9 protein-coding genes and 1 pseudogene are annotated in these 13,751 nt (G+C 68.4%); 1 reads left to right on the forward strand and 9 read right to left on the reverse strand.

Annotated features, from left to right (window positions below; genetic code table 11):
* From ACXJKJ_RS26510 to ACXJKJ_RS26550, 9 genes and pseudogenes are all read right to left on the reverse strand, one after another.
* Window positions 1-350 (reverse strand): annotated as a pseudogene (locus ACXJKJ_RS26510) (hypothetical protein); the annotation flags it as partial.
* 97 nt (window positions 351-447) lie between these two features.
* Window positions 448-1,944, reverse strand: coding sequence for a tryptophan halogenase family protein (locus tag ACXJKJ_RS26515; protein WP_457393758.1), 1,497 nt, complete (start codon window positions 1,942-1,944; stop codon window positions 448-450).
* Between the two features lie 63 nt (window positions 1,945-2,007).
* On the reverse strand, window positions 2,008-4,866 hold the full coding sequence (gene galA / locus ACXJKJ_RS26520) for a beta-galactosidase GalA (RefSeq protein ID WP_457393760.1): 2,859 nt from the start codon (window positions 4,864-4,866) through the stop codon (window positions 2,008-2,010).
* Complete coding sequence (locus tag ACXJKJ_RS26525; protein ID WP_457393762.1) at window positions 4,863-5,984, reverse strand: glycoside hydrolase family 5 protein; 1,122 nt, start codon at window positions 5,982-5,984, stop codon at window positions 4,863-4,865. The genes galA and ACXJKJ_RS26525 overlap by 4 nt, the downstream gene beginning before the upstream one ends.
* 93 nt (window positions 5,985-6,077) lie before the next feature.
* Entirely contained in the window at window positions 6,078-7,718 is a 1,641-nt protein-coding gene (locus ACXJKJ_RS26530) for an alpha-L-fucosidase (RefSeq protein ID WP_056197512.1), read from the reverse strand.
* A gap of 90 nt (window positions 7,719-7,808) precedes the next feature.
* Complete coding sequence (locus tag ACXJKJ_RS26535; protein WP_457393764.1) at window positions 7,809-7,955, reverse strand: hypothetical protein; 147 nt, start codon at window positions 7,953-7,955, stop codon at window positions 7,809-7,811.
* 71 nt (window positions 7,956-8,026) lie between these two features.
* Window positions 8,027-9,589 carry a family 43 glycosylhydrolase gene (locus ACXJKJ_RS26540; RefSeq protein WP_457393766.1) on the reverse strand — a complete coding sequence of 521 codons (1,563 nt, stop codon included), beginning with the start codon at window positions 9,587-9,589 and terminating at the stop codon, window positions 8,027-8,029.
* An 88-nt stretch (window positions 9,590-9,677) separates the two neighbouring features.
* Window positions 9,678-10,991, reverse strand: coding sequence for a GDSL-type esterase/lipase family protein (locus ACXJKJ_RS26545; RefSeq protein WP_457393768.1), 1,314 nt, complete (start codon window positions 10,989-10,991; stop codon window positions 9,678-9,680).
* The gene (locus ACXJKJ_RS26550) at window positions 10,988-12,649 is read right to left on the reverse strand and encodes a GH35 family beta-galactosidase (protein WP_457393771.1); all 1,662 of its coding nucleotides are present in this window, start codon (window positions 12,647-12,649) and stop codon (window positions 10,988-10,990) included. The genes ACXJKJ_RS26545 and ACXJKJ_RS26550 overlap by 4 nt, the downstream gene beginning before the upstream one ends.
* Window positions 12,650-12,960: 311 nt before the next feature.
* Between ACXJKJ_RS26550 and ACXJKJ_RS26555 the strand changes: the two genes are divergently transcribed.
* Entirely contained in the window at window positions 12,961-13,689 is a 729-nt protein-coding gene (locus ACXJKJ_RS26555; RefSeq protein ID WP_457322484.1) for a FadR/GntR family transcriptional regulator, read from the forward strand.
* The last annotated feature ends 62 nt before the right edge of the window (window positions 13,690-13,751 follow it).

Raw genomic sequence — 13,751 nt, forward strand, 5'->3', positions numbered from 1 at the left:
GCCACCACCGGCGCGACGGCTTGCGGCACGGGCGCGACCTTGGGCACCTCGATCACCGGGAGTTCGGGCATGGGCGGCATGCTCGGGGGCGGCAGATCGGGCATCTTGGGGGCGGGCGGCGGGGGCTCGGGAGGCTTTGGCGGGGTCTTGAGCTCAACGATGCTCACATCCGTGATGCGGGGCTTCTCTGGGGGCGGCACGCGGGTGCGCCACATCAGCACCGCCGCCAGCAGGATGAGATGGACGATCACCGCAATGGTCAGCGCATAGCCGTTGACCCCCCGCCGCCATTGCTGCTGCTGTCCGGTTTCGGTGGTGGGCTTGCCGGCCTCGGGTGGAATCGGGTTCATGGTCTTCTACTTCAGCAACTTAAAACGGGTTCATGGGCATAGATGGGAGCCTGCCACCGCCAGCGCCAGGCGGCACGGCGGCGGGGCGGGGCGCCGTTCATGCACCGCCCCTGGCCAACCCCTGGCCAAGGAAGGCCTCATGCGAGGGGAGCCGGGCAACCGACTCGGCGATGGCGTGGCGGCGCTGCTGCAGGGCCTGTCGCGCCTCGTCGGGCGGCATTTCCTGCAGAACCGGGTCGGTGCGTTCGGGCCAGTGCTGCATGCCGGCATGGATGGCCAGCCAGCTGTGCTCGTCAAAGCCCTCGTCGCCCTGCAGGTGCAGCAGGCCCAGGCGGCGCCAGGCGTCGATCTTGAAGGCCAGCGTCTCGGGCAGTTCCATCGCCGCCATGTCGCGCCACAGCGCGCTGTCGCGGCGTGCCGTGAGGCAGTAGTGAAGGATGATGAAGTCGCGGATGCGGCTGAACTCGCGCACGGCCCGCGCGTTGTAGTCGGCCACCACGCCCTCGCTGATCGGCTGACCGGACGTTAACAAGCCCATCAGGTGGCCCAGGCCACTCTGGATCAGGAAGATGCTGGTCGATTCCAGCGGCTCGAGGAAGCCCGAAGACAGGCCGAGGGCCACGACGTTGTGGACCCAGAAGCGCTCGCGGTGGCCGGTGGTGAAGCGCAGCAGCCGCGGTTCGGCCAGGGGCTTGCCGTCCAGCTGCTGCAGCAGCTGATCGCGGGCGCGGTCGGCGTCGATATGGCGGCTGCTGAAGACATGGCCATGCCCGGTGCGGCTTTGCAGTGGGATGCGCCAGGCCCAGCCGCCTTCGAGCGCGGTCGCGCGGGTGTAGGGCGTCAGCGCCGTGCCGGTGCGCTCGCAGGGGCACGCCCAGGCGCTGTCCACCGGCAGCCAGCGGCTGAAGTCGACGAAGGGTTCTCCCAGCGTTTTGCCCAACAGCAGCGAGCCGAAGCCGGAGCAGTCGATGAAGAGGTCGCCTTCGATCTCGCGGCCATCGGCCAGCCTGAGGCTGTGAACGCCGCCGTCGGCGCGCCGCGTGACGCCGACGATGCGCCCGTCGGTGCGGCGCGCGCCACGGCCGAAGGCCAGGCGGCGCAGGAAGCCGGCATAGAGGGTGGCGTCGAAGTGATAGGCGTACTTGTAGGGTGCGCGGCCCTCGTCGTCGGGCGGCACGAAGCGGCCCTGCATGGCCATGACGGTGGGCAGGCATTGCTCGCCAAGCCCGCCGAGCGCCGGGTCGGCCAGGCGCCGGTACTGGCCCCACAGCGCGTGCGGCCCCTGCATCTCGCCGAAGTCGCCGAAGGTGTGGAAGTAGCGTTCGCCTTGCACCCGCCAGTCGCGGAACTCGATGCCCAGCTTGTAGGTGCCGTGCGTGGCACGCAGGAATTCGGCCTCGTCGATGCCGATCAGCCGGTTGTAGTTGCGGATGGACGGGAAGGTCGCCTCGCCGACGCCGATGATGCCGATCTCCTCGGACTCCACCACCTCCACCGTGCAGCGCCCCTTCAGGCCGGTAGCGATGGCGGCGGCGGTCATCCAGCCTGCGGTGCCCCCGCCCACGATGACGATGCGATTGAAGGTCTGGGTCATGAGGGGCTCTTTGGGTTCAGCTTGCCGGTTCCAGATGGGCGGTGGGATCGCAGATGGCGCGGCTCAGAAGGCGTCGAGGGTCAGGCTGCCCAGGTCCAGGCCGTCGCCGCGGGCGCGCAGCGTGGCGCGGCCCGGGCCGCCGGTGGATTGCAGGATCACCTGCGCTTGGCCGTTGAACACGCTGCGCTGCCATGGCCCGGCGGCGGTGGACGTGCGCAGCGTCGCCCAGCGACGGCCGCCCTGGGCGTCGTCGAAGAGCTTGCGCGTGCCACCGGCTGGCGTGGCGAAGACCAGGCTGAGCGTGTTGCTATCGTTCAACTGTGCCGGGTCGAGGTCGATCACGCCCATGCCTTCCTCGGGCCGCGGCGTCACCGGGCGGCCATTCAGGTAGACCTGCACACCGGGTGCGATGTCGCCCACGAACAGCGATGCGCGTCTTGCCGTCGCAGGCGGGCGCGCAAAGCTGGCATGCACCACGTTCCAGGCGCTGTCGGCCGGTTGCGCGTCGGCGGGCACCCAGGCGAAGGGGTCACGCCCCTTGGCCTCGCCGGCACCGGCCAGCAATGCCGCGGCGTCTTCCGAACGTGCCACGCCTTGCAGGCGCCAGTGGCCGAGCGCGGCGTAGCGATGGAACTCGGCCGGCTTGTCGGCCTCGTGAGAACCCGGGTCGCCGTTGCCCATGCCGATCAACCGCGCGGGGCCTGAAACCTCGAAGCTGAGGCGCTGGTTGGCGGTGGGAACGACGCGGCCTTCACGGTCGACGACGCTGACACGCACCACCGCCACGTCGTCGCCATCGGCGCGGATGCGTGCGCGGTCCGCCGTCAGCCGCACGGCGCTGCCGTCGCCGGTGGTGGCCACGGTCTCGGTCACGACCAGCTTGCCGGCCTGGTAGCCGCGCGCCGTCAGGCTGCCCGGCGCGTAGGGCACGCTCCACTGCAGGTGGGCGTAGCGCGCCAGCGGCTTGCGGCCGAGCGAGCTGCCGTTCAGCAGCAGTTCCACTTCGTCGGTGTTGGCGTAGACGCGCACATCGACGGGCTGGCCTTCTCGGCCGGGCCAGTTCCAGTGGGGCAGCACATGCACCATCGGCTCAGACGTCCAGGCAGCTTTCAGGTAGTAGCCGCTGTCCTTCAACGCACCGGTCGTGTCCATCATGCCGAACTGCGAGGAGACGGCGGGCCAGCCGTAGGGCGTGGTCTCGCCGCGGTAGTCGAAACCGGTCCAGACGAACATGCCGGCCATGAAGGGGCGCTCGGCGTTGAAGCGCCAGGCCTCCTCGATGGACGCCGTCGAAGCGCCGCCGGAACGCTTGTCGTAGGCGGCGACGTGCACCCGCGCCGGGTCGTCGGCGTAGATGCCGCGCGTGGCATAGGTCAGGCCTTCCTCGGTGACGACGGACGCACGCTCGGGGAAGCGCTTGTGCATCGCGTCGATGTCGTGCTGCGCCTTGTAGTTGAAGCCCAGCACCTCGGAGCCTACTGCCGTGCCTTCGGGCCCGCCGGAGCTGGACGCAGCCAGCGTCGCAGGGCGCGTCGGGTCCATGCGCTTGACGATGGCCTGCATCTCGCGCGCCAGGCGGGTGCCGATCTCGCTGTTCTCGATGGCCCATTCCTCGTTGCCCACCGACCACAGGATGACGGACGGGTGGTTGCGGTCGCGCCGCACCATGCGTTCCATCTCGTCGCGCAACTGCGGCGCGGTGCCCATCATGCGGTGCTCGTCAATGACGAGGATGCCAAGGCGGTCGCAGGCGTCCAGCAGTTCGGGCGTGGCCGGGTGGTGGGCCGAGCGGATCGCGTTCACACCCATGTCTTTGAGCATCTTCAGCCGCGCGTCGTGCATGGCGTCAGGCAGCGCGACGCCAATGCCGGCATGGTCCTGGTGGTTGTTGGTGCCGTGCAGCTTGACGTGCTGGCCGTTCAGGAAGAAGCCTTTGTCCGCGTCGAAGCGGAGGGAGCGGATGCCGAACGGCGTGTCGTATTTGTCGACCACCTGCCCGCCGCGCTTGACCTGCGTCGTCAGCGTGTAGCGCTGCGGCGTCAGCAGCGACCACAGCTTCGGTGCGGTCACGCGCAGCGTGGCGCTGCCCTCTGCGGTGGCATCCACCGCCACGCGCCGGGCGGGCACGCTGCCCCGCGCGACGACCCGGCCCTCGGGGTCGCGCAGCTCGTGTTCCAGGCTGAACGACTCGGCGGCCTTGCCGTCGTTGCGCACCGTCACGTCAACGGCCACGTCGGCGCGGTTGCCGTTCACCGTGGCACGCACGAACGTGCCCCAGTGGTCGACGTGCAGTGGCTCGGTCTGGGTCAGCCAGACGTGGCGGTAGATGCCCGCACCTTCGTACCACCAGCCTTCCTGCGTGGTAGCGTCCACGCGCACGGCGACGATGTTGCGGCCACCGTAGTGCAGGTAGTCGCTGATGTCGACGCGAAAGCTCGAGTAGCCGCTGGCCTCGTGGCGCAGGTAGTGGCCGTTGACCCAGACCACGCTGTCGCGGAAGACGCCGTCGAACTCCAGCGCGATGCGCTTGCCCTTCGCGGACGCAGGAACAGCGAGCTCGCGCCGGTACCAGCCGACGCTGTTCTCCGGAAAGGCCCTGCCGATGGCCTTGGAGCCGTGCGTCGTGCTGCCGCGTGCGTCGAAGGGCAGTTCCACCGCCCAGTCGTGCGGCAGATCGACGCGGCGCCACGGCCGGTCGTCGAACTCGGCCGATGCGGGGCCGTCGCCAAAGCCGGCCTTGGCGAAGAAGAAGGCCCGCGTGCTGTGGTCGAAGTCCTGCGCCGGGTCATGCGCATGGCCGAGCGCGAAGCGCCAGCCATCGTCGATGCGAGTGCGCTGGCGCGGGTTGTCATTGGCTGCTGCAGGCCCTGCGCACAGCGTCAGCGCAAGCAGCCAGGTGAAGAAGGAGGAGAACTTGTTCATGGCTTCTTGGCGGTGTCGGCGGTGTTGGCGGCGTTGACGATGAGTTCAATGACGGCGTCCTTGCGCGCGCCAGTCTTGCGGTCGAACAGGCCGCCGGTGTCCCAGTAGACGGGCACCATGCCGTGGCGCACGGCCGAGCCGGTGATGTACTCGTTCCAGTACATGCGGTAGCGGTCCATGCCTGGGTAGGCGCGCTTCATGGCGACGGCGTATTCACCCAGCACCACCGGCACGCCCTTGTCGATGAAGGCGGCCTTCAGCGCCTGGAAGGCGGCATCGACCTGGGGCTCGTTGGCCCAGGTCACGGTGGCGGCGGGGTCGGTGGCGATCTTGCCCCACTGCCAGATCTTGCTCTTGTCGTCGATGGTGAAGGGGAAGGGGTCGTAGTAGTGCACTTCCATCATCAGCCGCGCGGGCAAGGTGTCGGCGGGCAGCTTGGCGTTGCATCCCAGTGCATCGATGTGACTCGTGTTGTAGGACTGCACGATGAGGTGGCGCTTGGCGTTGTTGCCGCCGGTGGCGCGCACGGTGTTGACGAAGGTCTGGTTGAAGCTGTTCTGCACCGTGCAGTTTTCGGGCGTGGGCCGGCCGTATTCCTTCTCGATGTGCACTTCGTTCGTGCCGGCGAACAGCAGGTGGTCGTCGTAGCCCTCAAAGTTCTTGGCGATCTGGGTCCAGAACTTCGTCAACCTGGCATTGACCTCGGCCTGCTTGGCGTAGGTGGGGTGGTCCGCCCAGCCGCCGTCCCAATGCGTGTTGAGCAGCACGTACAGCCCGGCCTTGCGGGCGTAGTCCACCACCTGCGTGACGCGGGCCATCCAGGCGGGGCTGATGTTGCCGTTGGCATCGGCGTACTGGTTCCAGGCCACCGGGATGCGCACGGTGTTGAAGCCGGCTGCTTTGAAGGCGTTCATCACCACCTGGTTGGCGGGTGGGTTGCCCCAGGCGGTTTCGCTCGGTACGGCATCGAGCGTATTGCCCAGGTTCAGGCCGGGCGACATCTCACGGGAGAGCTGCAGGCTGGTCAATTCGCGCATGCCGGTGCCGTCGGCGGCGCAAGCCGCAAACGTGCAGGCCAGCCCGAGGGGCAGCAGAAGCGTCGAAAGAATGGTCTTCATGGGTTTCTCAGTGAACATCGGCGACGGCGTATCCGTCTTCAGCGCAAGGGTTCCAGGATCACCGCGGCACCGCCGCGATGACCAGGTTCAGCTTCAAGCCAGGCCAGCGCCGCGGATCTTCAGCGCCACGGCCGGCGTGCCGGCGAGGCCCTCGGGCAGCTTCACCTCCAAGCCCTTGCGGCTGCGCGTGAAGGCCAGGCTGTCCGTCGAGCCCAGCACCTCGACGCGCTCGATGGCATCGGGCGCCAGCGCCGAGTCCTGCGCCAGCGCCTGGATGCGCAGCAGGCCGCCTTTGGGCCAGCCCAGTGCGATGGCGTAGAGGGCGCCGCCCTTGGTCGTGAAGCGGATGTCCTCGGCGCCGAAGTGCGCCTTGCCTTCGCTGAACATGCCGCCGCCCACGCGGGTCGGGCCTTCGCCGAAGCTGCGCCAGGGCCGTGTGCCGTGGATGGCCTCGCCATTGCGGCCCATCCACTCGGCCATCTGCTCGAGGAAGCGGCGCTCGTCGGCATCGATGCTGCCGTCACCGCGCACGGGGATGGACAGCAGCAGGTTGCCGTTCTTGGAGACGATGTCGCACAGGCTGTGGATCACGCTGGCGGCCGACTTGTAGCTGTGGTTGTTGAACACGCCACGGTTGTAGTGCCAGTCGCCGATGCAGGTGTCGGTCTGCCAGGGCAGCGGCTCGATGCCTTCGCGCTGGCCGCGCTCGACGTCCTCGACGACACCGGCACGGCGCTCGGGCGGCAGCACCTTGGCATTGACAACGGCCTCCAGCTTGCCGCCGTGCCAGGCCATGCTGGCGTTGTAGTAGTGCGCCGTGATGTCCAGCCCGGCCTGGCCCAGGGGCAGGCCGGAGTTGTCGAAATAGACGAGGTCGGGTCGGTAGCTGTCGATGAGGTCGCGGCAGCGCAGGAACCACTGGCGGGTGAACGCCGGGTTGTGCGGCGGCGCCTTCTCGTCCCAGACGCGGTCGTTCTGCTCATGCCACTCGTTGGCCGTGCGGATGGTGTTGATGCCGTCRGGCATSACCATGTTGCGGCCGGTGTAGAGGTCTTGCGGATCCAGGCCTTCCCACCAGGTGCCCTTGCCGTCAGCCTTGGTCAAGCGGTAGGCGTCGTAGCGCTGGCCGGCCAGCGGSCCYTCGGGGTCGTAGCCGTAGGCCGTCTGCAGCCAGTGCCAGGCATGCGCCGAATGGTTGCTGACGCCAAAGCGCAGGCCCTTGGCACGCGCCACCTTGGCCCATTCGCCGACGAGGTCGCGCTTGGGGCCGACGCGCACTGAGTTCCAGCCGTGGTACTTGGAATCGTAGGCGTCGAAGTTGTCGTGATGGTTGGCCAGCGCGACGAAATACTTGGCGCCGGCCTTGGCGTAGAGGTCCATCAGGGCCTCGGGCTCCCAGGCTTCGGCCTTCCAGCGGTTCTGCATCTCCATGAATCCGACCTTGGTCGGGTGGCCATAGGTGCGCACGTGGTGGTCGTACTGCCAGTTGCCCTGGGTGTACATCTGGCGGGCGTACCAGTCGCCCATCTCGGGCACGCACTGAGCGCTCCAGTGCGCCCAGATGCCGAACTTTGCGTCGCGGAACCAGTCCGGCGTGCGGTAGCCCTCGACGAGGGAGTCCCAGGTGGGCTTGAACGGGGCGGGCGCAGCCTGCGCCGCGGGCAGGCCGGTGGCGCCAGCGGCAGCGGTGGCGGCCTGAAGGAAGGAGCGGCGGGTCGGGAGATGTGCGGACATGGCGGTGTCAGATGTGGAGATGGGCATGGCGCGCCGAAGCACGCCATGCCCGTTTTGCGATGCCGGCCCTGTGGTTGCCGGTGGGGACGTTTACTTTGTAGCGTCGACGAGGGCATTGATCTGGTCAGGCAGGCGYGGCGCACCGGCGTCAGCCATGCCGCTGCCGCAGCCCTGGGCGTGAGCCAGCGCTGGCAGCGCCGACAACAGGCGCAGGGTCTTCAATAACTTGGACTTCATGGATCAACCTTTTCTCTTGCGGAAATGCTCGGCGCGAATGTCTCCGTCGCGCTCGGGCTTTGGGAGGGATCTCAGGGCTCGGGCCCGATGCAGTTGTAGCTGAAGCGGCGCAGGCGCACCTCGCCCTCGCCGGCGGCGAACAGCGCCGGCCGCAGGCTTGCAAGGCTGCCGGCGGCGGTCTGGTGCAGGGCTGAAACCTCAGTGAGCCACGGGTTGCAGGTCCAGGGACCGTCGCCGATCGCATGCTCGAAGGTCAGGAGGTGGCGGCGGTTCGTCACGCGCAGGCGGTGATGCTGCCCTTGCACGGCCTGCCGCATCCAGCCGTGGCGCTGGCCATAGCTGTAGGTGTGCATCTGGCCGTCGCCGATGCCCACGCCGACAAAGCCGCGCGCGTCATGGAAGAGAGCCAGCCCACCCTGGGCCGCACCTTCAAGCTCGAATTCGATCTCGGCGGTGTAGCTGCGATCGCCCGCGAGGCAGGTCAGCGGTGAGCAGTCGGACAACCCCGTGCCCTTGCCCCGCAGCGTCAGACCGGTGCCGTCATAGCGGGTGCGCTGCAGGTCCTCGGGCGTTGCGTCCTGGAAGGTCCACTGCAGGCCGAGGCGGTCATGCGTGAAGTCGTCGCTGAGCGAGAGACCCGCTGCCAACACCGATCCACCGCGCGGCTTGCGCTGGGCCCGGTCGAGCGGGTCGCCATTGCTGCGCGGCCAGCCGTCACGCGTCCATTCGATCGGCGCCAGCAGCACCTGCCGCCCGAGGGTGCGGTAGCCGCTTTCGTGGCCGTGGCACAGCATCCACCAGTCGCCTGCCGGGCCTTCCACCAGGCTGGCAGGGCCGCTGGTGCGCCACGGCCCGTCCGCTGCGCTATCGATCAGGCTGAACGGGCCGTCCTGCCAGGGCCCGGCGATGGAAGGCGCTCGCGCCACCTTGACCACATGGCCGTCAAGCGCGTTGGCGCACTGGGCCTGGACGCGGTAGAAGAAGTCGCCCCGGCGCAGCAGCTTGGCGCCGGCGGTCGCGGCCGGTGCGGCGCTGCGGGCCGTCTGGGCATGGACAAGCCCACCGATGGTGGCCAGTCCGTCGTCCGTGAGGCCGACGCGCCGGTCGCCGTTGACGAAGAGATGGCGCCTGCCGTCCTCGCCCACGACATGGGCCGGGTCCAGGCACCCCTGCAGCCCCAGGTCGACGGGATCGCTCCAGGGCCCGCGGATGCTGTCGGCGTGCATGACGTGGATGCCGACCCCCTGAGGCCGTAGCAAGGGGAGGTAGAGGAAGTAGCGGCCGTTGTGCCGGACAAGATCCGTCGGCGAGCCCGTGCCGAGCGGCTGGTTCAGCGCCGCGGCGATGGGCACCCAGTTCACCAGGTCGCGCGAATGCCAGACCACGGCACCCGGACAGGACTGCCGCGACGAGAAGGTCATGTAGTAGTCGGGGCCGTCCTTCAGGATGGCGGGGTTGGGATGATCGCCGGCCACGACGGGGTTGCGAAAGCTTCCGTCGCCCAGGTCCGCCAGCCGCTGGCCGTCGATGCCGCGGCCCCAGGACTGGGTAGGGCGGGTCGTGCCTGCGCTGCCGAGGGCTGCCACCACGGCTGGATGCCGCGGAACCAGGGGCAGCGTGGCCGGCGTGTTCATGCCTTGGACACGAAATGGTCGTGCGCCCACGCGCGGCACGGCAGGCCGCCCGGCATCCGGGTCGGCTCGGCAGCGGTGGCCGCCAGCGTCATGGCGTCGACCTCAGCAGCTTCTGCAGCGTCGGCGCCATGGACCGCTGCCAGATGTCGTAGCCCTTGGCGTTGGGATGCAGCAGGTCGGGCATGACGTCCTTGCCAAGCGTGCCGTCGGTATTGAGCAGCGCGGCATTGATATCCAGGAAGTGAACGCTGCGGCCGTCGGCCAGACCTTCGAGGAGCTTGTTGACGCGCTGGTTGATGCCACGCAGGAAGTCGTCGGGTTTGTCGCCGCGCGGGAAGATGGCCAACAGCAGCAGCTGGGTCCTGGGCAGGCGCTGACGCAGTTCGTCGAGCAGGCGCTTGACGCCGGCGGCCGTCCGCTCCGGCGCCTCCGCGCGGTGGCCGGTGTTGTTGGTGCCGATCATCAGCACGGCCACCTTGGGCGCGATGCCGTCGACCTCGCCGTGCTGCAGCCGCCACAGCGCGTTCTCGGTGCGGTCGCCGCCGAAGCCCAGGGCCAGTGCGTGCAGGGGCGCGTAGTGGCGCTGCCAGACCTCACTGCCGTCCTTCTCCCAACCCTGGGTGATGGAGTCGCCGATGAAGACGACTTCGGGCGGCGTGCCGGCGGCGATCAGCCGGGCCTTCTCCTGCAGCTTTTGCTCGTGGCGCGGCTGCCACCAATCGACGGCCCAGGACTCGTTGAGCATGGCCGGCGTGACGGACTCGGTGCGGTAGTCGGGGCAGGCCAGCCCGGCCTTGGCCGTGCGCGTGATGCGCACGTTGGCGACGCTGACGCGGCCCGTGCCGGTCGCGTCGATGGCGAACGGCAGCCTGACCTTGGAGAAGTCGGCGCCTTCGCGCGTGAAGCAGCTCATGGCCAGGGCGACGTGCTGCCAGCCCTTGCCGGCCCAGCTGCGCGCCGGCTCGATGAGGTTGACGCCGCGCTCGCAGCCGTCGCCGCAACTGAGCTTGGCACGCACACCGCCCTTGGCGAGTTCGGCCACATCGAGGTCGAACTCCAGCGTGCCGCCCAGGTAGGGGCGCAAGTCCAGCGGCTCGCGGCTTTCGATGCGCAGCGTGGCCTGCCAGAGATCCTTCCAGTCCAGCAACACGGCCTCGCGTTTGCCGCCGGTCGTGAGTGCGCTCGCGGCCAGCGTGCTGGCTCGTGCGTAGTCGGCGGTCGGCGCCGGGACGACGACGCCGTCGCCTGCCAGCTCGACCTGTTTCTCCCAGTGGCCGACGACAGTGCGCCAGGCGGCCGATGGCGCCGGCAGGAGGGTGATGTCGGGCGCTGCCTGCGCCAGGGCGCCCAGGGCCGCCGTGGTGAGCAGCGCGCCGAGGAATGACGTGCGAACGCCGCTCACTTGTAGCGCCCCATCTTGACCTTCAGCACGCGCGGGTTCGCGACGAAGTTCAGGCCCCAGTCGACCTGGTCGCCGTTCCAGCGGCGCTCCATCACCCACTTGCCGCTGGTGTCGAAGTGGCCTTCCTCGGCGTACTCGATCAGCACGCGGCCGCTGCCTTCGACGTCGTCGATGCGCACGCGCGCCTGCTGGCCCACCAGCAGGAACTCGTCGTCGCCGATCTGCGCGATGGACACGCCACCGACGAGCTTGGCGGCATGCGCCGGTGCCTCCTTCTGGTTGCCCGGCCATTCACGCTCGCCGAACTGCCACTGGCCGAAGGTGACGTGGGCCTTCCAGCCCTTCATCGTGACGAACTGGTCGGCATGGTCGTCGGGCTCGGACACGCCGTGCGTGCGGCCCTCGAAGGCCCATCGCGCCCACTGGCGCTGCATCGGCCGGAAGGCGGCGAAGATCTTGGCGAAAGGCTCCAGCGTGGCCTTGTCGTTGGTCTTGGCGCCGAGCGGGTAGTTGGCGTAATCGAAGTAGTCGATGCCGAAGGGCGAGACGCCGATGGAGCCGCTGCCCAGGATCTGATAGAGGTAGCGGGCATAGAGCTCGGCATTGCCGATCTCGGGCACGAACAAGGCGTTGTCGGGACGCTTGAACTTGGCCAGATTGGCGTTGAGCTTGGCCGACTCGGGGTTGTAGATATCGGGGCCGACGATGTCGATGGCGGGCGCGGCGGCCTTGTAGATGTCGATGACGTCGTAGGTCGGGCCGCCGCTGGCGAAGTTCTTGTTCCAGGGCTTGGGCGGCTGCTCCAGCGGGTCGCGCAGCGCGTTGTTGACATACATCGGCAGGTCGTAGACGGCGCGGCCGGCCTTGGCGATCTCGCCGATGTAGCGGGCCTTGGCCCAGGCGTGGAAGTACTCGTCGGCGTAGTCGCCGTAGACGGCGCGCCAGTTGCCCTTGGCCGCGCCCGGCACCGGCGCCTTCTTGCGCGCCAGCACGGCGGCTGGCACGTCGGCTTCGAAAGCGGCCTGTGCCGTCTTGCCGAAGTCGCGCACCAGGCCGAAGGTGCCGACCTCGTTTTCCACCTGCACCATCAGCACGGTGCGCTCGTTCTCGTCGATCTTCTTCAGGTGGGCCATCAGCGCCGTGAAGGCTCGTCTGTCGGCCTTGAGCGTTTCTTCGCCGAGAGGCGAGAGGCAGTAGCTGTTCTTGCCGTCCGGCTCGACCATGCGCGGGAAGCGCTGGTTGTCGAACTTGACCCAGGCGGGCGTGTACTGCGGGCTGGTGTTCTTCCAGGTGCCGAACCACAGCAGCACCACGCGCACCTTGTTCTCGCGCGCCTGCTTGACGAGGGTGTCGACGAAGGAGAAGTCGAAGCGCCCTTCGACGGGTTCGATCTGCTCCCAGGCCACCGGCACCTCCACGGTGTTGGCGTGGATGTCGGCAATGGCGGGCCAGACCTTCTTCAGCGCCTCTGGGTAGTTGCTGGAGTTGTGGACCTGGGCACCCAGGATGGTGAATGGCGCGCCATCAACGATCAGCGCGTGACGGCCGTCGCGCTGGGCGAGGCGGGGCATGTCGGCCGCGAGGGTGGCCGTGGCGGCGAGGGGCAGGGCAACCGCCAGCGCCACTTGGGCGAGACGGCGCGAAAGAAGATTCGGCATGGCGGCGGGAACGGGCCGGCCAGCACTTGCGCGCCGGCCGACAGAGGGATCAATAGGTGCAGCGAACCTGGAGGGTGTCGCGGCGGCCTGAAGCGAAGGCAGTTCGCGCTTTCAGGCCGATGGCCTGCGGCGTTCGGTCAAACCACTTTGGTATTGCCACTTTGCCACTGAGACTTTTTGGTAAGACCGGTGAATACCCGAATTGATCCCGCGCAGCAGGGATATTCATTGGGGTTTTCGTGACGTGGCTGTAAATTTCGCAATTTGGGGCGTTAGCATGTGGTCAGTCCAATTGCCACATCCAGGGAAACATGGCTCAACACCCTCGCGGTAGCGACACGCGCCGCCAGTACCAGTTGGTCGCGGACCGCATTCGAGCCTTGATCGAGACGGAAGGCCGAGAGGCCGGGTCGCGGCTGCCGGCGGAGCGTGACCTCGCCTTGCAGCTCGGCGTGTCACGGCCGTCGTTGCGCGAGGCACTCATTGCGCTGGAGATCGACGGCCGCGTCGAGATCCGCGGCGGCTCGGGCGTGTATGTCTGTGCCGGCCAGGACCAGGGCGATGTGGCAACGTCGGCCCTGGGAGACAGCCCCGGCGAACTCATGCAGGCGCGGGTCGTGCTCGAAAGCGCGGTCGTCACGCTGGCGGCAGCCCGCGTCACGCCGGCGGGATTGCAGCGTATCGAGGAGGCCTTGCAGGCGATGCGTGAAGACCATGCCTTTGGGCGCAAGCCGGTCGAGGCCGACCGGCGTTTTCACTTGGGCATTGCCGAGATGTGCGGCAATTCGGTGCTTGTCGGCATGGTGGGAACGCTGTTCGATGGCCGCCATAGCCCGATCTCCTCGCGCATGAGCGGGCGCTTCGAGCCAACGCATGCCTGGCACGTGGCGCTGGCGGAGCACCAGGCCATCCTCCATGCGCTGGAGGCGCGCAACCCGCAGGCTGCGGCTGCCGCGATGGGCAGCCACCTGCTGGCGTCGCACGGCCGATGGATCGGCGAACCGTCCGATCCGCCGGCCGGGGCGGCTGTCGCCGACTGAGGCAACGACCAGCCTCGCGCCGGCATGGCGCCTCAAACGGTCAGATCCTTGAGCGATTTCGC

It is taken from the genome of Roseateles sp. P5_E1 (assembly GCF_054049335.1).

Excerpts from the sequence above, each read along its gene's own strand:
- ACXJKJ_RS26515 (WP_457393758.1), bottom strand. The coding sequence starts at position 1,944 with ATGACCCAGACCTTCAATCGCATCGTCATCGTGGGCGGGGGCACCGCA.
- galA (WP_457393760.1), bottom strand. The coding sequence starts at position 4,866 with ATGAACAAGTTCTCCTCCTTCTTCACCTGGCTGCTTGCGCTGACGCTG.
- ACXJKJ_RS26525 (WP_457393762.1), bottom strand. The coding sequence starts at position 5,984 with ATGAAGACCATTCTTTCGACGCTTCTGCTGCCCCTCGGGCTGGCCTGC.
- ACXJKJ_RS26540 (WP_457393766.1), bottom strand. The coding sequence starts at position 9,589 with ATGAACACGCCGGCCACGCTGCCCCTGGTTCCGCGGCATCCAGCCGTG.
- ACXJKJ_RS26550 (WP_457393771.1), bottom strand. The coding sequence starts at position 12,649 with ATGCCGAATCTTCTTTCGCGCCGTCTCGCCCAAGTGGCGCTGGCGGTT.
- ACXJKJ_RS26555 (WP_457322484.1), top strand. The coding sequence starts at position 12,961 with ATGGCTCAACACCCTCGCGGTAGCGACACGCGCCGCCAGTACCAGTTG.